The 22,818-nt window shown below is 42.0% G+C and carries 27 protein-coding genes; 14 read left to right on the top strand and 13 right to left on the bottom strand.

The features are described from left to right. Positions 1-86 precede the first annotated feature (86 nt). The gene (gene tyrS / locus CJ305_RS07460) at positions 87-1,412 is read left to right on the top strand and encodes a tyrosine--tRNA ligase (protein ID WP_099645638.1); all 1,326 of its coding nucleotides are present in this window, start codon (positions 87-89) and stop codon (positions 1,410-1,412) included. A gap of 19 nt (positions 1,413-1,431) precedes the next feature. On the opposite strand, the gene CJ305_RS07455 is transcribed toward tyrS, so the two are convergent. The 5 genes from CJ305_RS07455 to CJ305_RS07435 all read right to left on the bottom strand — a co-directional run bounded on the left by CJ305_RS07455 (position 1,432) and on the right by CJ305_RS07435 (position 7,122). Continuing rightward, complete coding sequence (locus tag CJ305_RS07455) at positions 1,432-1,731, bottom strand: type II toxin-antitoxin system RelE/ParE family toxin (RefSeq protein WP_099645637.1); 300 nt, start codon at positions 1,729-1,731, stop codon at positions 1,432-1,434. Continuing rightward, a complete protein-coding gene (locus CJ305_RS07450; RefSeq protein WP_099645636.1) occupies positions 1,719-1,901 on the bottom strand; it encodes a hypothetical protein in 183 nt (60 codons plus the stop codon). Before CJ305_RS07450 ends, CJ305_RS07455 begins: the two co-directional genes overlap by 13 nt. Positions 1,902-1,991: 90 nt before the next feature. Beyond that, entirely contained in the window at positions 1,992-2,702 is a 711-nt protein-coding gene (locus CJ305_RS07445; RefSeq protein WP_099645635.1) for a zinc metallopeptidase, read from the bottom strand. A gap of 282 nt (positions 2,703-2,984) precedes the next feature. Beyond that, the gene (locus CJ305_RS07440) at positions 2,985-6,473 is read right to left on the bottom strand and encodes a leucine--tRNA ligase (protein ID WP_099645634.1); all 3,489 of its coding nucleotides are present in this window, start codon (positions 6,471-6,473) and stop codon (positions 2,985-2,987) included. An 85-nt stretch (positions 6,474-6,558) separates the two neighbouring features. Further along, complete coding sequence (locus CJ305_RS07435) at positions 6,559-7,122, bottom strand: hypothetical protein (RefSeq protein WP_099645633.1); 564 nt, start codon at positions 7,120-7,122, stop codon at positions 6,559-6,561. Positions 7,123-7,366: 244 nt separating this feature from the next. Here CJ305_RS07435 and CJ305_RS07430 point away from each other — a divergent pair, with 244 nt between their 5' ends. The 3 genes from CJ305_RS07430 to CJ305_RS07420 are packed head-to-tail and all read left to right on the top strand — an operon-like array spanning position 7,367 to position 9,402. After that, the gene (locus tag CJ305_RS07430) at positions 7,367-8,245 is read left to right on the top strand and encodes a cell division protein FtsX (RefSeq protein ID WP_099645632.1); all 879 of its coding nucleotides are present in this window, start codon (positions 7,367-7,369) and stop codon (positions 8,243-8,245) included. 53 nt (positions 8,246-8,298) lie between these two features. Continuing rightward, the gene (locus tag CJ305_RS07425) at positions 8,299-8,604 is read left to right on the top strand and encodes a DUF3098 domain-containing protein (RefSeq protein WP_099645631.1); all 306 of its coding nucleotides are present in this window, start codon (positions 8,299-8,301) and stop codon (positions 8,602-8,604) included. Further along, a complete protein-coding gene (locus CJ305_RS07420; protein ID WP_099645630.1) occupies positions 8,605-9,402 on the top strand; it encodes an undecaprenyl-diphosphate phosphatase in 798 nt (265 codons plus the stop codon). A gap of 17 nt (positions 9,403-9,419) precedes the next feature. Here CJ305_RS07420 and CJ305_RS07415 read toward each other — a convergent pair whose 3' ends face one another. Next, entirely contained in the window at positions 9,420-11,660 is a 2,241-nt protein-coding gene (locus CJ305_RS07415) for an ATP-binding protein (RefSeq protein WP_099645629.1), read from the bottom strand. A gap of 162 nt (positions 11,661-11,822) precedes the next feature. On the opposite strand from CJ305_RS07415, the gene truB reads away from it, so the two are divergent. Continuing rightward, entirely contained in the window at positions 11,823-12,530 is a 708-nt protein-coding gene (gene truB, locus CJ305_RS07410) for a tRNA pseudouridine(55) synthase TruB (RefSeq protein ID WP_099645628.1), read from the top strand. Positions 12,531-12,601: 71 nt separating this feature from the next. Beyond that, entirely contained in the window at positions 12,602-13,339 is a 738-nt protein-coding gene (locus CJ305_RS07405) for a hypothetical protein (protein WP_099645627.1), read from the top strand. Here CJ305_RS07405 and CJ305_RS07400 read toward each other — a convergent pair. Next, entirely contained in the window at positions 13,317-13,973 is a 657-nt protein-coding gene (locus CJ305_RS07400; RefSeq protein ID WP_223248827.1) for a thioredoxin family protein, read from the bottom strand. The two genes, CJ305_RS07405 and CJ305_RS07400, sit on opposite strands and share 23 nt — an antisense overlap. 75 nt (positions 13,974-14,048) lie before the next feature. Here CJ305_RS07400 and CJ305_RS07395 point away from each other — a divergent pair, with 75 nt between their 5' ends. From CJ305_RS07395 to CJ305_RS07385, 3 genes are read left to right on the top strand one after another with little or no spacing between them, the layout of a single operon-like run. After that, positions 14,049-14,627 carry a DNA-3-methyladenine glycosylase I gene (locus CJ305_RS07395; RefSeq protein ID WP_099645625.1) on the top strand — a complete coding sequence of 193 codons (579 nt, stop codon included), beginning with the start codon at positions 14,049-14,051 and terminating at the stop codon, positions 14,625-14,627. After that, on the top strand, positions 14,624-15,178 hold the full coding sequence (locus tag CJ305_RS07390) for a hypothetical protein (protein ID WP_099645624.1): 555 nt from the start codon (positions 14,624-14,626) through the stop codon (positions 15,176-15,178). Before CJ305_RS07395 ends, CJ305_RS07390 begins: the two co-directional genes overlap by 4 nt. After that, positions 15,159-15,833, top strand: a complete 675-nt coding sequence (locus CJ305_RS07385) for a DUF2490 domain-containing protein (RefSeq protein ID WP_099645623.1) — start codon at positions 15,159-15,161, stop codon at positions 15,831-15,833. The genes CJ305_RS07390 and CJ305_RS07385 overlap by 20 nt, the downstream gene beginning before the upstream one ends. On the opposite strand, the gene CJ305_RS07380 is transcribed toward CJ305_RS07385, so the two are convergent. The 4 genes from CJ305_RS07380 to CJ305_RS07365 all read right to left on the bottom strand — a co-directional run bounded on the left by CJ305_RS07380 (position 15,830) and on the right by CJ305_RS07365 (position 18,316). Continuing rightward, the gene (locus CJ305_RS07380; RefSeq protein WP_099645622.1) at positions 15,830-16,261 is read right to left on the bottom strand and encodes a hypothetical protein; all 432 of its coding nucleotides are present in this window, start codon (positions 16,259-16,261) and stop codon (positions 15,830-15,832) included. The genes CJ305_RS07385 and CJ305_RS07380 overlap by 4 nt on opposite strands. Positions 16,262-16,306: 45 nt before the next feature. Continuing rightward, positions 16,307-16,945 carry a leucyl/phenylalanyl-tRNA--protein transferase gene (aat, locus tag CJ305_RS07375; protein ID WP_099645621.1) on the bottom strand — a complete coding sequence of 213 codons (639 nt, stop codon included), beginning with the start codon at positions 16,943-16,945 and terminating at the stop codon, positions 16,307-16,309. Between the two features lie 83 nt (positions 16,946-17,028). Then, a complete protein-coding gene (locus CJ305_RS07370) occupies positions 17,029-17,403 on the bottom strand; it encodes a DUF3127 domain-containing protein (RefSeq protein ID WP_099645620.1) in 375 nt (124 codons plus the stop codon). 31 nt (positions 17,404-17,434) lie between these two features. Then, on the bottom strand, positions 17,435-18,316 hold the full coding sequence (locus tag CJ305_RS07365) for a flavin reductase family protein (protein ID WP_099645619.1): 882 nt from the start codon (positions 18,314-18,316) through the stop codon (positions 17,435-17,437). A gap of 97 nt (positions 18,317-18,413) precedes the next feature. On the opposite strand from CJ305_RS07365, the gene CJ305_RS07360 reads away from it, so the two are divergent. From CJ305_RS07360 to CJ305_RS07345, 4 genes are all read left to right on the top strand, one after another. After that, the gene (locus CJ305_RS07360) at positions 18,414-19,016 is read left to right on the top strand and encodes a hypothetical protein (protein ID WP_099645618.1); all 603 of its coding nucleotides are present in this window, start codon (positions 18,414-18,416) and stop codon (positions 19,014-19,016) included. A gap of 74 nt (positions 19,017-19,090) precedes the next feature. Next, positions 19,091-20,242 (top strand): sensor histidine kinase, encoded by a 1,152-nt coding sequence (locus CJ305_RS07355; RefSeq protein ID WP_099645617.1) that lies wholly within the window; start codon positions 19,091-19,093, stop codon positions 20,240-20,242. Beyond that, on the top strand, positions 20,242-20,829 hold the full coding sequence (locus tag CJ305_RS07350) for an NUDIX domain-containing protein (protein WP_099645616.1): 588 nt from the start codon (positions 20,242-20,244) through the stop codon (positions 20,827-20,829). Before CJ305_RS07355 ends, CJ305_RS07350 begins: the two co-directional genes overlap by 1 nt. A gap of 33 nt (positions 20,830-20,862) precedes the next feature. Beyond that, positions 20,863-21,216 carry a hypothetical protein gene (locus CJ305_RS07345; protein ID WP_099645615.1) on the top strand — a complete coding sequence of 118 codons (354 nt, stop codon included), beginning with the start codon at positions 20,863-20,865 and terminating at the stop codon, positions 21,214-21,216. On the opposite strand, the gene CJ305_RS07340 is transcribed toward CJ305_RS07345, so the two are convergent. Then, positions 21,209-21,598 (bottom strand): HIT family protein, encoded by a 390-nt coding sequence (locus CJ305_RS07340; RefSeq protein ID WP_099645614.1) that lies wholly within the window; start codon positions 21,596-21,598, stop codon positions 21,209-21,211. The genes CJ305_RS07345 and CJ305_RS07340 overlap by 8 nt on opposite strands. 57 nt (positions 21,599-21,655) lie before the next feature. Beyond that, on the bottom strand, positions 21,656-22,132 hold the full coding sequence (gene greA, locus CJ305_RS07335) for a transcription elongation factor GreA (RefSeq protein WP_099645613.1): 477 nt from the start codon (positions 22,130-22,132) through the stop codon (positions 21,656-21,658). A gap of 167 nt (positions 22,133-22,299) precedes the next feature. Between greA and CJ305_RS07330 the strand changes: the two genes are divergently transcribed. Then, a complete protein-coding gene (locus CJ305_RS07330) occupies positions 22,300-22,749 on the top strand; it encodes a Rieske (2Fe-2S) protein (RefSeq protein ID WP_189319403.1) in 450 nt (149 codons plus the stop codon). The last annotated feature ends 69 nt before the right edge of the window (positions 22,750-22,818 follow it).

Genomic DNA, 22,818 nt, shown 5'->3' with positions numbered 1-22,818 from the left:
CAAAAAGATATTTTTTATCATCGATAGGAATCAGGCAGCATTAAGAACAAACTTTTAAATCGCGTGTAACGCGAAAACTAGCAATTATGATTACCAATTTTGTTGAAGAACTGCAATGGCGTGGGATGATTCACGATGTGATGCCCGGTACCGAAGAACACCTTATGGAACAAATGCGATCTGCTTATGTAGGTATTGATCCAACTGCAGATTCGCTTCATATAGGTCACCTCGTAGGCGTTATGATGCTGAAACATTTTCAGGCAAGCGGCCACAGACCTATAGCTCTTGTAGGTGGTGCGACCGGGATGATAGGTGATCCTTCGGGCAAATCTGATGAACGCAATCTGCTTGATGAAGAAACCCTGCGTCATAATCAGGAAGCCATAAAAGAGCAGTTATCGCGCTTTCTTGATTTTGACTCTGATGAAGAAAACGCAGCCATCCTGGTGAACAACTACGACTGGATGAAGGACTTCAGCTTTCTGAGTTTTATACGCGATGTGGGTAAACACATCACGGTAAACTATATGATGGCTAAAGATTCGGTTAAAAAACGTTTGTCTGCTGAGTCTGCCGAAGGAATGAGTTTTACCGAGTTTACCTATCAACTTGTTCAGGGTTATGACTTTTTACACCTCTACCGCGAGAAAGATTTAACATTGCAAATGGGCGGAAGTGACCAGTGGGGGAACATCACCACCGGGACCGAATTGGTGCGTAGAATAGGCGGCGGCAAGGCTTATGCTATGACCTGCCCGCTGATTACCAAAGCTGACGGGACCAAATTCGGAAAAACTGCCGGTGGCAATATCTGGTTAGATGCCGAACGCACCTCGCCTTATAAATTTTACCAGTATTGGCTGAACACCAGCGATGAAGATGCGGCTAAATACATTAAGATTTTCACCTTTTTAGGAAAAGAGGAAATCGAAAATCTGATTGCCGAGCATCAGGAAGCGCCACATCAGCGTGCCCTGCAAAAACGCCTGGCCGAAGAAGTGACCATAAGCACACACGGTTTAGAAAACTACGAGAATGCGGTTAAAGCTTCAGAGATTCTCTTCGGAAAATCTACAGCTGCAAACCTTAAGGCACTTAATGAAAAAACCTTTTTAGATATTTTTGAAGGGGTTCCGCAAGCGGAAGTAAGGCGCGGTGAGATTGAAGCCGGTCTGGATATCGTAGCCGCTTTGGCCGAAAAAACTGGTTTTCTGCAATCTAACGGGGAAGCGAGACGTGCCCTGAAACAGAACTCCATTTCAGTGAATCAGGACAAGGTAGCAGACGGCTATACCATTACTACTGAAGATTTGATCAACCACCGCTTTGTATTGTTACAGCGCGGAAAGAAAAATTACTTTGTGATCCGGGTAGTAGATGAAGATAGCGGAATTAAAAAGGGCGATTAAACCACACTTTAATCGCCCTTTATTCTAAGTATCTTCTTTTTAAATCCCTCGAACTATGGTGAATGGTTAGAATATCTATTCGGGAGGATGTAACGATTTTATAGATTATTCGATAATTACCTTCAATGAGCTCCCTTAAATCGTCTCGATCCAATTCAACAAGTTTTTTACCTGAATATGGTAATTTCTTAAGAATTCGCGTACGACTCACGATCTTAAAAATCTGAAATCGAGCATATTTGACTGAATCTTTGGAAATATAATCGGCAATATCCTCTAAATCAGTCCGGCTTTGATAGGTCCAATTTATTTGAACCAACTCTCCATATTTTTGAGTAATTCATCTTCAGAAATCACTTCATTCCGTTCAGATTGTAATTCTGCCTTTTCAATTTTTTCAATTAATATAAGGCGATCTACCAATTCATCAATGCTAAATGATTCCGGAAACATATCCAAATGTTTTTTAAGGGCTACTTTAGTCAACATAATCGTTTCTTTAAGATCATAAGTTACGTAAAAAACCCATTCAGCAGAGGCTGTCGAATGGGTTTCATTTTTTAAAAGAATTTAAAATCCCTAGCGTCGGCTTCCCAAAATCTGAAGCGCAAAGTACAGCAAGGTTGCCAGCGAACCAATCGCTGCAACCACATAGGTACGGGCAGCCCATTTAAGTGCATCTTTAGCACCATCGTGTTCCTGTCTTGTCAACATATTTGCCGATTCTAACCAGGCCAGGGCGCGGTTACTGGCGTCGTATTCCACCGGCAGGGTAATAAATGCGAAAATCGTACCCATCGCAAACAATCCAAGTCCAATGAGTGCCACAGTCATTCCCAGACCGCTACCTATAATGGACATCAGCACCACACCTCCAATGATTACAAACATTGACATACGTGAAGCCACACTGACCACAGGCACGAGCTTAGAACGCATCGTTAACCAACTGTAGGCTTTAGCATGTTGCACAGCGTGACCGCATTCGTGGGCGGCTACTGCAGCGGCAGCGGCGTTACGCTCATTATAAACAGGCTCACTCAGGTTTACGGTTTTATTCGCAGGGTTATAATGGTCTGTCAACTGACCCTGCACTGAAATGACCTTGACGTCATTAATTCCATTATCACTAAGCATTTTACGGGCAATCTCAGCACCGCTCATCCCATTTTGCAAGTGTATTTGTGAATACTCTTTAAACTTACTTTTCAATTTGTTACTAACAGCCCAACTTACCAATGCGATAAGCCCCACCAAAATGTAGTAACCCATATATCCTCCTGTTATCATCTTTTTTAAAATTTAGTGTATTAAAACTAAAGAATATTCAGCAATAAATACACCGAAAATCACTTCTGCCGTTTTGGCTGTCGCTTCGAGTAATTTTTGAGAGCCACAAGGTCGAAAAAATTGTATCGAGAAGCCCGGTGAACTAGAAACATCCTAACTAAGCAGACTTCTCGATACAAATGAAATCCAGCTGAGGCTGGTTTTCATTTACTCGAAGTGACAATTTGTACTTCTTCTAACAACCACCTCCTATTTCCAATTCCCCATTGCGGGTTAAGGGCCTTAGCCTACAAAATTCACGATCTTACCGGGCACAACGATGACCTTTTTAGGTTCGCGGCCACCCAGATACTCCTGCGTTTTCTCGTGTGCACGTACAGCTTTTTCGATTTCTTCTTTAGAAAGATCAAGCGGAAGCTCCATCGTAAAACGCATCTTTCCGTTAAAGGAGATGGGGTATTCCTTACTGCTTTCTACCAAATGCTTTTGATCAAACTTCGGAAACGCCGCGGTTGCTATCGAACCTTCGTGACCCAGCAAACTCCACAATTCTTCTGCGATGTGTGGCGCGTAGGGCGAAATCAATACAGCCAATGGCTCCAGTACCTCGCGGTTGTTGCATTTTAAAGCTGAAAGTTCATTGACCGCAATCATAAAGGTTGATACCGAAGTATTGAAACTGAAGTTCTCAATATCTTCCTGTACTTTCTTGATGGTTTTGTGCAGGGTTTTCATAGCCTCTTTAGAAGCCGGCTCGTCTGAAACTTCAAAGTCCCCTAAATTCCCGGCTTTATCTACCTGATGGTACAGCTTCCAGAGTTTCTTCAGGAAGTTGTGTACACCCGTGATCCCTGCAGTATTCCAGGGTTTTGCCTGCTCTAACGGACCTAAAAACATCTCGTACATACGCAAAGTATCGGCGCCGTACTCCTCACAAATATCATCGGGATTAACCACGTTGTATTTGGATTTGGACATTTTTTCGACTTCGCGGCTAACTAAAAAAATATCATTTTTCTCTTGACTAACCTCAAACTCACCGAATTCAAAAATATCACCGTTTTCGAGAATGAAATATGACTCTTTAAACTCACTATATCTGTTATCCTTTAAGAAAGCTTCTAAATCTAATTCATTAGTAGTTCCTTTAAGTAACGAGACATCAACATGACTTTTCTGAATTTGACGGAAATTAAATTCACCACTTATTTCTTCACCAAATTTATCTTTTACTTTAAGCTTAAATTTTTCATTCAACTCATTAAAAAAATCAGAGTAATTAGAATTGCTCTTTAAATCTGAATATTGTTGATTAGAAATAAAGACGGGATTACTCTTAACATATTCCAAAAGTCCCTCGATAGGATTTCCGTCATGCTCATATTCATATTCGAAATAAGCTTTAAACACAAAAGCACTTTCCCCCAAAATCATCCCCTGATTGATCAGCTTTTTAAAGGGTTCTTCAACCGGGGCATACCCGCGGTCTTTAAGGAATTTCACCCAAAAACGGCTGTACAATAAGTGCCCGGTAGCGTGCTCGCTACCGCCAATATAGAGGTCCACATTTTGCCAGTAGTCCATCGCTTCTTTTGAGGCAAAAGCCTCATCGCGCAGGGCTTTCTCCATATATCTGAAGAAATACCAGCTGCTTCCGGCCCAACCCGGCATCGTATTCAATTCTAAAGGAAAAACCGTCTGGTGATCTATTTTGTCATTGCTCACCACCTTATTTTGATTGGTATCCCAGGCCCAAACATCGGCACGACCTAATGGCGGTTCACCTTCTTCGGTGGGTAAATATTTTTCTACTTCCGGCAGATGAATCGGTAAATGTGCAGCATCAATCATTTGAGGCATTCCGTCTACATAATAGACCGGGAAAGGTTCGCCCCAGTAGCGCTGACGGCTAAAGACCGCGTCGCGCAAACGGTAATTGACTTTGCCTTTACCGGCACCCAATTTTTCAAGCTCCTCAATCGCTTTGGGAAGCGCTTCCTTGTACGAAAGCCCGTTTAAGAAGTCAGAATCTTTAAGCGGAGTTGCGTCCTTTTCGGGGTAAGCCTGCTCACTGATATCAACGCCTTCAAATATATTTTTAATCGGAATGTTAAAATGCTTCGCAAAATCCCAGTCACGCTGATCGCCGCAAGGCACTGCCATCACCGCACCTGTACCGTAGCCTGCCAAAACATAATCGCCAATCCAGATTGGGATAGGCTCTTTTGTAAACGGATGCTCAGCATACGCCCCGGTAAAAGCTCCCGAAATGGTTTTTACATCGGCCATACGCTCGCGCTCACTCCGCTTGGCAGTAGCTTCGATATAGGCATCCACCTCAGCTTTTTGCTCAGGCGTGGTGATTTCCTTTACAAGATCTAATTCAGGCGCCAGGGTCATAAAGGTCACTCCAAAAATCGTATCGGGGCGGGTGGTGAATACAGAAATACGCTCCCCTCCTAAATCCTCCCCCAGGGGGAGGACTTTCTCACGCCGCTCAATTTCAACCGTTATCGCTTCAACAACCTTTTCAACATTGTTCAACACTTCATCATTAGAGAATCTCAGAACTTTAAAGCCTTTTTTCTGTTCCAGTAACAATTGACGTTCTGCATCTTTATTCATTTGATATTGGTGCACATCCCCATCTACCTCTATAATAAGTTGAGCCGAAAGACAAACAAAGTCAACAATATATTGATCAATTGGATGTTGCTGTCTAAATTTAAATCCGGTTTTTTTACCACGAAGTTTGCTCCACAATAAAGCCTCGGCTTTTGTAGGTTTATCACGCATTTCCTGAGCGCGTTCTAAAAGAATCGGGATCAATTCGGGCTTTCCGGTCATAAAACCGGCGTGGCTTACCCCCCCTCCTTGGGAGGGGGCAGGGGGGAGGATTCTGAATTCTACAGAAGCTCCTTTTGAACGGCCAATCCAGTTGGTTTGTGAATCTTTAAGCGGCTGGGGCCAATCTATGTCCTGCAAACCGTCTAGTAAACGCTGGGCATAGGCGCTGATGCGCATACTCCACTGTGTCATTTTCTTGCGCACGACGGGATGCCCGCCACGTTCGGAAACGCCGTTAACGATCTCGTCGTTTGCCAAAACCGTCCCCAATGCCGGACACCAGTTCACTTCGGTCTCAGCAAGGTAAGTAAGACGGTATTTTAATAAGATTTCCTGTTTCGCTTTCGCGGAAGCAGTATTCCAATCCTCGGCGCTAAACACCTCAACATCATCATCACAAACCGCATTAACCGAAGCATTACCATCGGCTTCAAACCTGGCGATCAGCGTATCGATGTGTTCGGCTTTGTTGGTGTCGTTGTTATACCAGCTTTCAAAAAGCTGAATAAAAATCCATTGCGTCCACTTATAGTATTCCGGGTTTGAGGTGCGTACCTCCCGGCTCCAGTCAAACGAAAAGCCTATTTTATCGAGTTGCTCGCGGTAACGGGCAATATTGGTTTCGGTAGTGATTGCCGGGTGTTGTCCGGTTTGAATCGCATACTGCTCAGCAGGAAGCCCAAACGAGTCATACCCCTGCGGATGCAGCACATTAAAACCCTGATGACGCTTGTAACGCGCATAAATATCACTGGCAATATATCCCAGCGGGTGCCCCACGTGCAGACCTGCCCCCGATGGATAGGGAAACATATCCAGTACATAATATTTGGGCTTATCGCTGTTGTTTTGGGCTTCAAAAGTTTTGTGTTCTTTCCAAAACTGTTGCCATTTTTTCTCTATCGCGTTAAAATCGTAGTTCATCATGAATTGGTTTTCCAGACCTCACAAGTTTTAAAATCCTGTGAGGTCTTTTAAGAAGCGGCAAATTTACGATTATTAAACTCGTTTACTCAAGTTTTACGACCGTGGTTTGAAGGGTATTAATATCAACTTTAGCTACAAATTCCTTTTTCTGAGTATCCAGGGGGTTTTGAATATCAAGTGACCATAATTCGATTTGATATACGCCATCTGTTATCTTTTTTATATCTGCGTTTGGAAATTGATCTTTAGAGCGAACCTCTTGATACCTCTTAATTCTAGGATTTTCATTAAATAATTCTAGTGCAGCCTCTAAATCCGCACGCTCCTTTTGAAATTGTTCCTCATAAGATTTTCTTGGATTTTTAAACCCACGATTTTTTAATTGCTCCCATACGGAATCATTATGAGCCTCTATATATTCTATTTCAGATTTATACTCAGCATCTTCGTCTTCGACCTCCCAAAGAACATCGCCTGTTTTATGGATGATTTTCACAGGTAAGCCACGTGCTGCAAATTCGTGAGCTTTAGCGTTTACCAGATTACCTATCGTAAACATGGTCCAGATTTCCAGTGAATCGGTAGTTTTCTGAGCGAATGTGTTAAAACAAAAAAGCATCAGGATTCCAAGTGTACTGTTTTTCATTGATATCGAATACTTGAAAAAACCACATCAAAAAAGATGCCCTTCACAGACTTCAAATAAGTTGTATAGACTATTATTATGATTGAATTCCGGAAAATTTCAATCTTTATAATCAAAAAGAAATTCATTTAAATGCTTTTAAGTTTCTCAAAGCTCTTCATACAAAAAAGCTTAAGCTTACGTTTAAGAAGCACGAACTTTAGTATTTTTGCCCCTTAGTGTTCTAAAAACAGTAACGAGTAATATGGCCTCATCTTTTGAAAAATTTCAGCGTCGCAGATTAATTTCCTCCTATTTTTCGGTGGTATTAAGTATCGCGCTGGTTCTGTTTTTATTGGGTGTGTTAGGCCTTTTGGTGCTCAATTCTAAAAAAGTAGCCGACCACTTTAAAGAGCAGATCGCTCTTACCATTTACCTGAAAGACGAGGCAAAAGACGTTGAAATCAAACAGCTTGAAAAGAGCCTGACACTTGCCGAGTACACCAAATCAACCCGATTTGTATCAAAAGAAGAAGCTGCTGAAGAGCACAGCAAAGAAATTGGCGAGAATTTTATGGATTTCCTGGGCTACAATCCCCTGCAAAACTCCATTGACGTATACCTGAAAGCAGATTTTGTGGATGCCAACCGGGTTAAAGAAATCGCAGACGAACTCACCGCTAAGGATTTTGTTGACGAGGTCAATTACGATCAGCCGCTTATCTCTTTGCTTAACGACAACATCAAAAAAATAAGCCTGTGGATTGTGATTATCAGTGGAGTTTTTACCCTGATTGCAGTTTTGCTGATCAACAGCGCGATCCGGCTTTCGGTATATTCTAAACGATTTACCATTAAAACCATGCAAATGGTGGGAGCTACTAAAGGTTTTATTCGTCGACCATTTATCTGGTTAAGTATGAAACTGGGTATGGTAGGCGCGGTAATTGCTCTTGCAGGGATGGCGGCCGTATTGTATTACCTCAACCAAACTTTCCCGGAACTGGAATTGCTGGCAGATCCGGTAATTTTAGCTATTTTATTTGTGAGCGTATTTGCAGCAAGCATTGTGATTACCTGGTTCAGCACCTTTTTAGCCACACAACGCTTCCTGAATTTAAGAACAGACGAACTCTATTATTAGACAAGAGATTTTAGACAAAAACTCTTTAACCATTAACTTTTAACCCCTTCAAAATGGGAGAACAAAAGCGGAAAAAACAAAACGAACTGCATCGCAGCAGTTTCATCTTTAAAAAGAAAAACTATCAGGTGATGCTCATAGGCCTGGGCGTGATTGCCCTGGGCTTTATCCTGATGTCTGGCGGTGGCAGTGACGATCCTAATGTATTTAACCCCGAGATCTACAACTGGAGACGCATACGTTTGGCTCCGGCTTTGGTATTGATTGGTTTTGGGATCGAAGTGTATGCGATTTTATTAAACCCCGATGCCAAAAAAGAATCTTCTCAAACATTTCCGAAAGATAAAGGCACCAAGTAAATGGATATAATCGACGCGATAATACTGGGTATTATACAAGGTCTCACCGAGTTTTTACCGGTATCTTCAAGTGGTCATCTGGAGCTGGGGAAAGCCATTTTAGGGGACAGCACCCTGCCCGAAGAAAGCCTTTTGTTTACCGTAGTCCTACACTTCGCAACAGCACTAAGCACGCTGGTCGTCTTTAGAAAAGACATTTTTGACATTGTAAAAGGGCTTTTTCAGTTCAAATGGAATGAAGAAACTCAATTTTCGGCAAAAATTGTGCTTTCTATGATTCCCGCGGTTATCATTGGGTTGTTTTTTGAGGAGCAATTAGAATCGCTTTTTGGCGGAAATATTCTGTTTGTAGGAATGATGCTTATGATCACCGCCTTATTGCTTTGGCTTGCCGATAAAGCCAAAGACACCCAAAAACCTGTAAGTTTTCAAAACGCCTTTACCATAGGCGTGGCACAGGCAATCGCGATGCTTCCCGGCATTTCCCGAAGCGGCGCAACGATTTCCACTTCGGTTTTATTAGGAAATGACAAATCAAAAGCAGCACGTTTCTCATTCCTGATGGTGGTTCCACTGATTTTTGGGAAGATTGCCAAAGACCTTTTAAGCGGCGACATCACGACCGAATCGGGCAACTTTACCGCGCTTTCTGTTGGTTTTGTTGCGGCATTTGTAAGCGGACTTGTAGCCTGTACCTGGATGATCAAATTGGTTAAGAAAAGTAAATTATCCTGGTTTGCGATTTACTGCCTTATTGTAGGTGTTATCGCGGTTGCTTTCGGCTACTTTAACCCTTAAAAAACAGAAACGGCAAACTACCTTTTAGAAACACCTGATTTAAGATGATCAATCAGAGTGGTTCTGAATACATTAAAAGGGTAGGGTTTAAGAATAGCCCCGTTGAGACCGTTGGCCTCCAAGTCCCGGTTTATTTCTGAAATCTCAGTGGCCGTAAGTGCTAAAATCACTATATCCTGATTAAATTTTCGGATTTCCCGGGTCGCCTCAAAACCATTCATTCCGGGCATATTGATATCCATAAGAATGAGATCAAAATGTTCTTCCCTAACCTTATCAATAGCCTCAAGACCCGAGCTTGCTGTCGTAGCGGTAAAGCCTAAATTTTGGACGTTCTTAATTGTTACAAGCTGATTAATCAGGTTGTCATCTACAATCAGGATATGCTTTTCGCCTAAAATTTCTGCATCGGCATCTTCAGAAGCCAATTTAGTACCAGAAGCGCCCTGTTTAGCCGGATTAGTCGCGTCAAACACAATTTTAAAAGAGAAAACAGAGCCTTCACCCACCTCACTCTGCAACTGGATTGTTGAGTTCATACTGGCCAGCAACCTGCTTACGATAGTCAGACCGAGGCCGGTACCTTGAAAACTGCTTTCCTGCTGAATCTGACTGAATTCTTCAAATATTTCCTGTTGTTTTTCTTTAGGAATACCTATGCCATCGTCTTCAATCTCAAAAGCCAGCGTAACCGTGTTGCGCCCGCTATCCACAAGTTTTACGCGTATGTGCACCTGACCTCGCTGTGTAAATTTGAGGGCATTGCCTACCAGATTGATAAGTATCTGCGACAATTTTGTGCGGTCACCAAAGATTATTCTCGGAATTTTCGGGTCAACATTCAGAATGAGTTCATTGCGTTGTTGTTTAATCACAAACTCTAATGACTCCGTCAATTCTTCAAGAAACTCACGAATAACAATGGGAGTAAGCTCAATTTTAAGTTTAGAATCGGAGTCCATTTTATTGAGAACCAAAACATCATTTACCAGATTGAGCAGGTAATCTGCAGAGAATTTAAGCGATTGCAGTTCACTTTTGTGTCCTGTAAGTTTTTTATCTCTGTTCAATGCATCAGTAAGACCAATAATACCGTATAAAGGAGTACGCAATTCGTGACTCACAGTAGAGAGAAATTTAGTCTTTGCACTGGCCAGCTTTTCAGATTTCTGTTTTTCTTCTAAATATTTGGTATTGCGCTCCTGTAACTCAGCAACCAATTTTTTCCGTTTGCGGTATGAAACACTTTGTATAATTAAAAATGTTCCTAAAATAAGTGATGCCAAAATAAATGCGATAAGGTAAATGCGGTTTACTTTAGCCTGTTGACCCATCAATTTATTTTGAAAATCCTTTGCCGCAATTTGTTGTTCTGCAGTAGTATTGCGTAAACGTGCCTGTAAGACACTAAGAGCTTCCTTGCTCTGTTGTGTATTGAGTGTCTGAGAAGACTGGTTTAATTCCCGAAACGTCTCGTAAGCACTTTTATAATTCTCCTGACGCGCAAAATTTTCTATCATTCCCTCATAACCCATATAAATTGCGCCGGGATATCCGTGAGGAAGGGCTACTGCAATGCTTTGTTCAAAAGCAGTAATAGCCTCTTTATTCCTGCCCTGCAAATCATAAACCCTGCCCAGAATACCATAATACGCCGCCTTGTAATACGTGTTTGTCTGCTCAAGAAATTTATGCATACTATCTAAATAAATCAAAGCACCCTTAGGATTTCGCTTTCGCAGCACTTCAAGCTGAGCTAAATGCATTAAAGATTCACTATACAGGTCTAAATAATCTGTATTTGCCGAAAGTCTTCGTGCATTGTCAAAATGCCGCTCTGCGACTTCCAGATTATTACCGTAAAGCGCCAGATTGGCCTCGTTAAGTTCTGCTACAAGTTTGACATAAATGCGACCGGTTTTATCCTGAAGCGACCTGATTTTTTCAAACCAATCCCGGGCATTCTTGAAATCGCCTAATGTGAGATAGCTGGTAGATAAAATATAGGTTAGTAGCGCCTGACTTTCAATATCCTTAATTTTCTTTGCAAGTGGTAACGCCGATTTGGCTTCAAAAACAGCAGTACTAATATTTCCCCTGTAAACCTCCCGCTTAAGTTTTACGGTAAGGGAGTCGAGATATACCTCAACTTCATTTTTTGTGGAGTCCTGAGATATTTGCGGCAGTTTAGGATTCCTCTGAGAAAAAAGGATTTGAGATGTAATCAGGAAAAGTAAAAAAAAATAAAATGGCTTCATAGCCGCAGAGGGTTAACAAGGTTAAGTTACAAAATATCAACACATTACACCTTATAATATACAGATAACGCAAATTAATTTTTGTGTTCTGGGTTTGAATGTATCACATTTGCATTTTGAACAAAGCTTACACGTGTAACGCTTCGTTTTTAAAGATTGTATATGAAAATTCAAAACCCCGAATATTTTAAAGAAGGTCAGGTCCTTTTATTTGACAAACCGCTCAATTGGACTTCGTTTCAGCTGGTGAACAAAGTGCGCTGGCTCATACGTAAAACCTACAAGATCAAAAAGATTAAAGTAGGTCACGCCGGCACGCTAGATCCTTTAGCTACCGGTTTGCTCATCATCTGCACCGGAAAATTCACCAAACGTATTGAAGAATTTATGGGGCAGGAAAAAGAATACACCGGCACCATAGTACTGGGCGCCACCACCCCTTCTTACGATCTGGAAACCGAAATTGACGCGACATTTCCCACAGACCATCTCAGCGACGAGGCAATTCATGCGGCCACAGCTCAGTTTACGGGAAGCATTATGCAGCAACCACCGGTTTTTTCAGCATTAAAAAAAGACGGAAAACGCCTGTATGAGTTTGCTCGAGCCGGTGAGGAAGTTGACATACCTAGCCGGGAAGTGCAGGTTTCGGCTTTTGAAATCACACGAATCGCGCTTCCGGAAGTTGATTTTCGCATCAGCTGCAGTAAAGGGACGTACATCCGCTCCCTGGCACATGATTTTGGTAAAGCTTTAAATACCGGCGGGCATCTTTCCGCTTTGCGAAGAACAAAAATTGGGGATTTTGAAGTAAGTAACGCCACGAGTCTGGAAGCTTTTGAAGCCGCTTTAGACGCTTCTGTTTTGTAAAGGCAATTCGGGCACGGCTCTTGCGTTTTGTTTAACAGCAAACCACCACCGCTTTTTGTATTTTTACTGCCATGAAAATGACCTCTCAGGATAAAGCCATGTTGATCACCTTTAGCGGTGCGGCTTTTCTTTTTGTGGTATTTCTGTTTCTTACGATAAAGCCTTACGACACTTCGCAGGTAGAAGAATTTATTCCCATTCCCATCATTCAGGATGAGCCTAAAGAGGAACCAACGCCTGAAGAAATCGAGCAGGAAAAACAATTGCAGTCTCAGCAAATCACCAATCAGGCGCAGAGCAGCAACCGGGAAATTCAGGAGGCCAACAGGTATTTTAGCCAGCAAAATCAGGTTAATGACGCATTAAAAACAGATTCTGAAACGCTGGAACCATCAGAAGATACAGACGGTGAAGATGAAAACTTTCCCGATTACCGGGAGCGTATTGCACTCTTACGCCAGAAACGAAGAGAACAGCAATCTGCCGGGGATTCTAAAACTGCTGAAAAAATTTCAAAAGTAAGTACCTCGAGTTACCGCCGCAGTACGGTGACCTATCAGCTTAAGGACCGCAATGCGATTCAAATTCCCAATCCGGTGTACACCTGTGATGCTACCGGAAAAGTGGTAATCAATATTGAGGTTAACGGCAGTGGCGGAATTATAAAAGCCTATTTCAACAAAAGCGCTTCAAGCACGTCTAACGGCTGTCTGGTTGATCAGGCGCTTGAGTATGCTGAGAATGCTATTTTCAACAAAAGCGACCGTGCCACACAGCTAGGTTCGATTACATTCGAGTTTCAAGGTTAAGTACACGCAAAATTTCAATCAATTCACTCAAAATCGCCTGATTTTTATCTTTATTATACCAAACTTGTAATGATTCTCTAAATTCCGCAGTGATCTCACCATGTTCGGCTTTAAAATCTTCTACCAACTTCTTTGCAGCCGACGAGCGCGAACCCCACGAAGCTAAAACTTCTTTGGTTTGCGGATCCTGAATGATCAATTTTGGAATTGCCTTAGCTCCGTTTGATAAAAACGCGTCCATTAATTGAGGATGATCGTCCCGCAATACCACTCTAAAGTCAATATTGGGTTGGATTTCAGCTATTTTTTGCATCACGGCAGTTGCGGGGGGCGCGTCACCACACCAGCTTTCGGTTAGCAACAGCCAGTTAAGCGGGCGGTCAAAACCACTGATGAGATCCTGTTCTGCCTCAGTCAGTTTAAAGGTTTTATCCCAGCGTTTCATACGGCGGTCGTTGAGCAGGGTGTAATTAGACAAAGCTTCGGTTTGCGTATGGCCGGTGCTGGTAAAGGATTGGGCGTGCGAGCCCACCAGTACCCGGTAATCTGCGTAGGTCATTCCGGCTTTAAAAGATTGGGTGACCAAATCCTGACGTTCTAAAGTAGTAATTTGCATAGACCAGAAGTCGGGCATTTTTTAACAAACTTACAGCCTGATGCAGGCTTTCAGCAAATAGATTGAATATCTTTAAGGTCTAAATGCAGGACTATGAATAAGCACAGGTGTGGCTGGTGTGCAGGTGATGCGCTGTACGAAGCCTATCACGATACCGAATGGGGCGTGCCAGTTTATGACGACGCTACTATTTTTGAGTTTTTAATCCTGGAAACTTTTCAGGCGGGACTCAGCTGGATCACCATTTTGCGCAAGCGCGAAAACTTTCGCGAAGCGCTGGATGATTTTGACTACAAAAAGATCGCTAATTACGGGGATGAAAAATTAGAAGAACTGCTCAACAATCCCGGAATCATTCGCAATAAACTGAAGGTTTACGCCACCGTGAGTAATGCCAAAGCCTTTATGAAAATTCAGGAAGAGTTCGGTTCGTTTTCCAAATACATCTGGAGTTTTGTAGATGACAAACCTGTTCAAAACGAGGTTGAATATTATAAAGAAGCCCCCGCAACCACCAGTATTAGTGATGCTTTAGCAAAAGACCTTAAAAAAAGAGGATTTAAATTTACCGGCTCAACAGTCGTGTATGCACATATGCAGGCCACCGGAATGGTAAATGATCACGAAGTAAATTGTTTCCGATACGAAGAAGTAAAAGCAATGAGTTTATGAAATATCCCATTTTAGCTTTATTTATTACGCTTTCCTGCCTTGCTCATGCCCAGAACCTCAAGCAGGAGTTTGAACAGGGCATAGAGGCCAAAGGGATGCCTGAAGCTGCAATCACCTATTTACAAAGTCTGGAAGGAACTAAAAAGCGACTTCAGTATTACCGCGAGCAGGACGGCGAGCGGCAGAGCTTTGAAGCCAAGTTTAAACTTAACGGGGAAAAATACAGCGTAGAGTTTGACCAGACCGGAATGCTCGAGGACATCGAAATCATACGAACTCAAAAAGAAATGGGCGCTACGCTCACAGCTGTAAAAAACTATCTTGAGACCAGTTTTGAGCGGCATCGTATTGAAAAAATACAGGCGCATTATGAACCGAAAACTGTATTTAACACCGCCAATCCCGGAATACCCGATGCCTGGGAACTTATTGTAGCTACAAAAAACACAGAAAACAAGCTGGAGCGTTTTGAGATGACATTTGACGCTGATGGTAACTTTTTAAAATCCCGTAAAATAGTACGCCGGTCTTATGAATTCCTTCTTTTCTAAACTATTCGTACTATTCTTGCTGCCTTTGGGTCTATTTGCTCAAGACACGCGCTATATGAGTCAGCACGAGATTGCACTCAATTACAGTCCGCCATCTCGCTGGAGCTATAATTTTGAAGTGACCAATCGCAGTACCTTTCCGGAGGAAGACAAACCCTACTCGGTACAGCATCTGGAGTTTTCGCACTTTACGACTTATGAGAGCGGGTTTTACGGCAGTGTGAGTTTGGGACTGCGCTATCGCAACCGGGACTGGTTGGAGCCGGGTCGTAGTAACGAGGTGCGACTTACGCAGCAGTATAATTATGCCCGTACGTATAATCAATACCGCCTGGGGCATCGGCTTCGGGTAGAGCAACGTTTTTATGAAAACGAAACGGTTTACCGGGCTCGCTATCGTCTCAATCTGGACTTTCCGTTGCAGGGATTACGGCTTGATGATGGCGAATTTTACGCCGCCATAGGTCTCGAGACCCTGTACAGCATTTCAGCGCTGGAAAAACCCGATCTTAATCAAAGGCTCACCCTAACTTTGGGAAATCAAATCAGCGGTACGCTTAAGCTTCAAATCGCGGCTGAATACCGAAAGGAAGATTTAACACTAGATCAGGAAAATCGGGTGTTTTTCTATACCGCGGCAAAGATTAAGCTTTAACGGAGTTCTTCCCTGATGTTGTATTCTACCTTTTCTAAGGTACGCAGGGGAAGATCATCAGGATCGTACGCTTGACTGATATCTTCAATCATAGACTCTTCTTCCACACAAGTCTCACCCGGTTCGAGACGCTGACAGGGAGTTTTACCCTCGAACGGAATCATAGTGTAGAAGATTTCAGCCTCTTTTTGAGTTGACTTTAGTGTTTTTATAGGAGCTCCCAAAATAGTAAAATCATTGGGATTGGTGTAGGTAATTCTATACCTAAGCATTTCTTTGTTACTATCTGTATCATAGCTGTGTTCAAAATAATCCACTTCAATTTCAACATCCTGGGTGGCAACAAATGTCTCCTCAGATTCATCTTGCGGATCGCAGGAAACAAACGCGATTAAACAAAACGTACACAGTATTAATCTCAGCCCCATAAACTAATTAATTAGGTAAGCGACTAAAATACACTTTTAGATTTATTACTCAAGATATTCCAAAAACTTTTCCCGTGGAATTTCACGTGCGCCCAGGCTATCCAAATGCTCGTTATAGACCTGACAGTCTATGAGTTTGTAATTGAGATTTTGAAGTTTTCGCGCCAGCGTAATCAAAGCGACTTTACTGGCATTGCTCACGCGACTAAACATACTTTCGCCACAAAACACTTTTTTATCTGCCAGGTTGATCCCATACAAACCGCCCACCAGGGTATCATCCTGCCACACCTCAACCGATTCTGCAAGACCTTCCTCGTGAAGCTTGATATAGGCTTCAACCATCTGATTTGTAATCCAGGTGCCGTGTTGCCCGTCTCGTTTAATACGCTTGCAATTTAGAATCACATCGGCAAAACCAGTATTGTAAGTAACTGTGAAATGTCCCTGGTTAAATACATTCCGCATAGATTTTGAAACATGCACTTCTTCAGGGAAAAGCACCATACGCGGGTCTGGCGACCACCAGAGTACAGGCTGCCCGTCATTATACCACGGAAAAATCCCTTTGGCATAGGCATCTTTGAGTCGGTTTAACGACAAATCTGCACCTACTGCAAGCAGGCCGTCTTCATCTGCATGGCGGTAATCTGGGAAAGCTTGATCTGATGTTATATAGACGATAATGCTAGATTTAGAGGGTACAAAACTGAAACCCCCGAAACTTAGTAAAAGTATCGGGGGTTTCGGTTTGTTTTAACGCGATTTTAGAACGGTAAATCGTCGTGATCGTCATCATCAAAGTCTGATGCCGGCTCAAACTGATCTGCCGGTGGTACCGGAGGCACACTCCCTGCAGGTGCAGATTGATCTACATTTTCAATACGCCAGCCGTTAAGACTGTTGAAATATTTGGTTTCGCCCTGCGGACTCACCCACTCGCGACCGCGCAGGTTGATACTGATTTTTACGTTTTGTCCCGGCTTAAAGTTGTTGAGCAAATCGGTTTTATCCTGCACAAACTCAACCATTATGGTTTGTGGATATTGTTCTTCGGTAATTACAACTATTTCCCGCTTTTTGAAGCCGCTACCAAAGGTTTGAACGTCTCCTATAAGTTTTACTTTTCCTTGTACTTCCATTTTCTACTGTTCTTCTTTAAATTTTAATGTCTTAAGCCAAAATCAATTTCCAGGCTTCCTGTATTTTATTATCGCTGATCAATTCCTGTATTTTACTATGCAGGGCAGGGCTGTTTTTAGCTGCTGCCAAATCTTTAAGTTCGGCTTCCGTTTCTAAAAAAGCCTGAATTTCTTCCGCTTGCGGTAACACATCAACATTGCCCAGACGTCCCAAATCGTTTCCGGTGAGGATGCTGCTGGTTCTAAAGGCTTCCGGAATCTGATCAACACCAACCCCTAAGTTACGCAAAGGTTTTGGCACTTCAAACATCCCGTCAATCGCACGGGTGTACCAGTTGCCTCCCATTCGGGCTACCAGATCAATCTTATGATCGTCAATAGTACCCGCTTCGGTGAGAATGTTTTCGTGCAAATGCATACGCACCACCTCGCAAATCACCAGGTTTCCGGCGCCGCCCTGATCTCCCATAGCGACAACTTCTTTCACTTTACATTCGAGCTGTACCGGCGATTCTTTCACCCGAAAGGGCTTCACCGCTTCAGACTGTACCTTGGTAAAACCGGCTTTTATAAACTCGTCAACACCCGCATCATATTCGGTACTGGCCAATGAAATTTGCTGCACCATCGCATAATTTACAATATTAATCACGACCTCTTTGGTCTCCAAAATATTGTCTAAGGTATGCTTGGTCGTATTGTCTCTGCCGCGACGCACGGGCGAAAACACCACGATAGGCGGATTAGAACTAAACACGTTAAAAAAGCTGTACGGTGCAAGATTAGGCCTGCCCTCAGCATCCAGAGTGCTGGCAAAAGCGATAGGCCGCGGACTCACAGCCCCCGCAAGAATACCGTAAACCGTCGCATTATCGCTGGCGGCCGGATCAAGTGTTTGAGTCTTAAATTGCATCCCGCAAAGGTAGGCATACGCAGGTACACTTAAAACCGTTTTACAGACAATAATTCTTTTAGAAATGCTTTATATTTAAACTTCGCCACTTTTATAAATGAGAAATCCAATTGTCCTATTTATTACTCTAATCTTTTTTTTAAGCTGCGCTGAAAATAGACCAAATAAGGAAAATAAAGTAGTTGAAAAATCAATTCAAACCTTTTTTAGCTTTAGGATGGAGGGCCAAAGCTTAGTTGAATTTGACTTAGATACAATTAAAACCACTAAAGAGCTTATAAGAATATTAAATGAAATTGACTGCCTAAAAGAAAAACCCGTTTTAAAAATAGAAACAGACTATAAAATCAATAGAATACAGCCATTTCAAATTTGCGAATTCATACTTGATTACAAACTAAAAAATATAATATACGTTAATACAGACAGCATAACCGTAAATTACGATTTAGTATTGCCGATAGATAGTTTGGAAATCACTCTTAAAAATCATTTGTTAAACCCAAACAACAATGAAAATTATCCTTCTCAACTAGAAAAAAAGATGATAAGTATTCATATTGACAGCACAAAAAATATAAGTGATACAAAAAACCTCTTTTTAAATATTATCGATAAAGTAAATAGACTTGATTCTATACCTGATTTTATCTTTATGATAGAAGACAATGGCATTTTGCCAGAATATACTGAAGAATAAGGAACTTGGTTATTATTTAATCATTTTGCTTAAGTTCTAGCAAACGAATTCACAGCTTTCTAAGACCTCAGTTTATGAAGTTTAACCGAGATCAGCGCTTTGTTCGCTGGTTTATCATTTTTGCAGCAGTTGTCATCACGGCGCTGATTTTATGGAATGTCTCGCTGTTTTTTGATCAGTTGAAACAGGCCGAAAGGGATCGTATGGAAATCTGGGCTTCCTCTATGGAGGCCTTTAACACCGAAGACATCAACCAGTATTACGCGCTGAGCCAGAAAATCAACAGCCGTAACCAGTATATCCCCATTATCATTACTGATTATAAGGACAGCATTGTAAACAGCATCAACATTCCGGAAGGTGTTTTAGACAATCCGCAGCGCTCTCAGGAAATGCTTCGGGAAATGGCCGCCGAAAATGAACCCATACGCATAGACATTCTGGGTGGTGAACTTTGGTACGCCTATTATGGGCATTCGCCGGTAATCAACCAACTGAAATATTTTCCTGTGGTGTTGGTGATTATTATTATTCTGTTTATCGCCGTTATTTACTTCTTTTACGCGACTTCAAAAGCTTCCGAACAAAACCTGCTATGGGCAGGGATGGCTAAAGAGACCGCCCATCAGATTGGGACACCTCTGTCTTCGCTGGTAGGGTGGACTGAAATTTTAAAGACCGAAAATGTAAACCCCGAGTATATCGAGGAAATCAATAAAGACATTGCCCGGCTTGAAACCATAACCGGAAGGTTTTCTAAAATTGGAAGCGTCCCGAAACTGGAAGCAAAAAACATCATTACGGTAACTCAGGAAGCTTTTGAATACCTGTCTAAACGCAGTTCTAAACTGATCGATTTCCAAATTGACGTGCCGCAGGGGCAGCTCTTTGTGATGCTTAATGAAGAGCTTTTTGCCTGGAGCATAGAGAATCTCGTCAAAAATGCAATCGATGCGATGAAGGGAAAAGGTACACTTACCTTAATCATCAAAAGAGATACACGCTATGCTAAAATTCTCATCAAAGACACCGGTAAAGGTATCCCCAAGATGAATTTCTCAACCATCTTTGAACCCGGTTATACCACAAAAACCCGGGGCTGGGGATTGGGGCTTTCACTCACTAAGCGCATCATCGAAGAATATCATGACGGGCAGGTAAAAGTTTTACATAGCGAACTCAATAAAGGAACGACCTTTCAAATTGCCCTTAAACTCATCAATTAATGAACGACCGCCTTCGAAATATGAACGTGAGTATACTTTCAGACAACTGGTATACCCTCAAGAAAGTAGATTTTGAATATTTAAACAATCAGAATGTCTGGGAAAAGCAATCGCGAGAGGCCTACGATCGCGGGAACGGAGCCGTGGTTTTGCTTTACAATACCGATAAAAAAAGCGTGATTCTTACCCGGCAGTTTAGAATGCCCACCTACCTCAACAAGAACCCGGACGGGATGATGATTGAAGCCTGTGCCGGTCTTCTTGATGAAAACGACCCCAAAACAGCAATTATCAAAGAAATTGAAGAAGAAACCGGTTACCGCATCACCGAAGTTGAAAAGGTTTTTGAATCCTATATGTCTCCCGGCTCTGTAACCGAAATTCTTCATTTTTTTATAGCTACCTATTCTAAAGACCAAAAGTTTTCTAAAGGTGGTGGTTCTGAAGATGAAACCGAAAATATTGAGGTGCTTGAATACGATTTTCAGGAAGCATTACGGCTGTTCAAAACAGGCGAAATTAAAGACGCAAAAACAATCATGCTTTTACAATATGCCCAAATAAATCTGGGAGATCTGCTCAAATAATTTATTTTCGCAGTACCAACCTAAGCTTGATTTATGGCCGAGAACTACGTGAAATTTGGGGAATCAAAACTGCGCAATAACTGTCCTAAATGCTATGCTCAGGACGGATTGATGTTTAGTTTCTACAATAAAATTGAAGACACTAAATTGTATACCCGTGCTACCAAAGAGGTGAAAGGAGAGCTTAATTGCAGCCACTGTGAGTCTCAGATTTATCCTGCTTTATGGACCGATGAGATAGACCGAATCTATCTCTATAACCTGAAACGTGTAGGCAACCCGGAAACCTATCAACGCTTCAAACCGCTTGCTATTTATATTTTGGCAGGAGTTGTTCTTGCAGGTGCTGCGGCAGCCTTTGGTATTTATTATTTAAAGACTAAATAGCCGCGTTGATTTCCTGAGCCAAAGCCGCCAATTCTTCAGAAGACATGGCCGTTTTATTCAGAAAACGAGCATCTTCCATTGTAGTGAGCGGGATCAAATGCACGTGAACGTGTGGAACTTCAAGCCCTATAACCGAGACGCCAATACGTTTGCAATCCACAACTTTTTCCAATCCCAAAGCAACCTTTCGGCTAAAAGCCATAAGCTCCATATAATCGGTTTCGGGCAGGTCAAAGAGTTTGTTTACCTCCTTTTTTGGAATACAAAGCGTGTGACCTTTAGCATTGGGATTGATATCCAGAATAGCGATATGGTTATCGTCTTCTGCTACAATGTGTCCCGGGATTTCCCGATTGATTATTTTGGTGAATATGGAAGCCATTCTAAGTTAGATGTATGTGGTTAAAAGTATTTTGTATTTCTACTTTCTAATTTCCAATCAGTCTCTACTGATTTCCAGAATATCAAATTTCATCGTACCATTAGGAACGCTAACTTCTGCGACTTCCCCTTCTTTCTTACCTAAAAGTCCTTTACCTATAGGAGAATCTACTGAAATTTTTCCGCTTTTCAGGTCGGCTTCACTTTGTGCAACCAGCTTATAGGTCATCACGGCTCCATTTGTCTGGTTCTTGATTTTTACGGTAGAATGCACCAAAACTTTAGAGGTATCTAATTGAGATTCATCTATAATACGTGCATTCGCGACGATCTCCTCCATTTTAGAAATACGCATCTCCAGCATTCCCTGAGCTTCTTTAGCCGCATCATATTCAGCATTTTCACTTAAATCTCCTTTATCGCGTGCATCGGCTATGGCCTGTGATGCTTTAGGACGCTCAACATCTTTAAGCTGATTGAGCTCATCCTTTAATTTTTTTAATCCTTCCGCAGTATAGTATGATACTTTACTCATAACTTCGTTTCTTTATGCACAATGTATGTGGTGTATTTTCGTTTTTTGGGTGTGTTTAATCCAAAATGGAAAAGGCCAGAGGTATAAACACAAAAAATCCCATTATAAACGGGATTTGTAGTGCTAATATACGAAATTATTAATTCTTAGTTCTAAAATCTCACAAATTGACAATGTCGCTTTCTTCGGTTTACCTAAAAAAAATTGGTTGTATTCTGGGTTTAGCACTCGTACTGATCTCCTGTAGTTCTGATGATGCACGCATCAATAACCCCAATCTTACGCCTATTGCTTTTAATGTAAGTTTAAATACCAACTTACCGGAATATAGCAATCTGCAGTTCCCCGGCAATGCGGTTTATGTAGCCAATGTAGGAATTCAGGGCATTTTTGTCATCAATACCGGAACGGGTATACGCGCCTGGGAGGCTGCAGATCCCAATCATGTGCCTAATCAATGTTCGGCAATGGTTTTAAATGGGGTCGAAGTAACCTGCTCCTGTGAAGACAATACCTATAATTTGTACACCGGTCAGGATAAGGCTCAGAACCTGCCTTATACCCTGCTTCCGTATCGGGTTGCACAGGAAGGAAGTTTGATCAGTATTTCGAATTAGGTTTACAGCCCAAAACATAAAAAAACTGCCCGAAGATATACCCCAGGCAGCTCTTAATTTCTCAATCAT

It is taken from the genome of Leeuwenhoekiella nanhaiensis, from assembly GCF_002744755.1.
Lineage (GTDB): Bacteria > Bacteroidota > Bacteroidia > Flavobacteriales > Flavobacteriaceae > Leeuwenhoekiella > Leeuwenhoekiella nanhaiensis.
The sequence above is the reverse complement of the archived record's forward strand: the minus strand, read 5'-3'. Positions and strand labels throughout refer to the sequence as shown.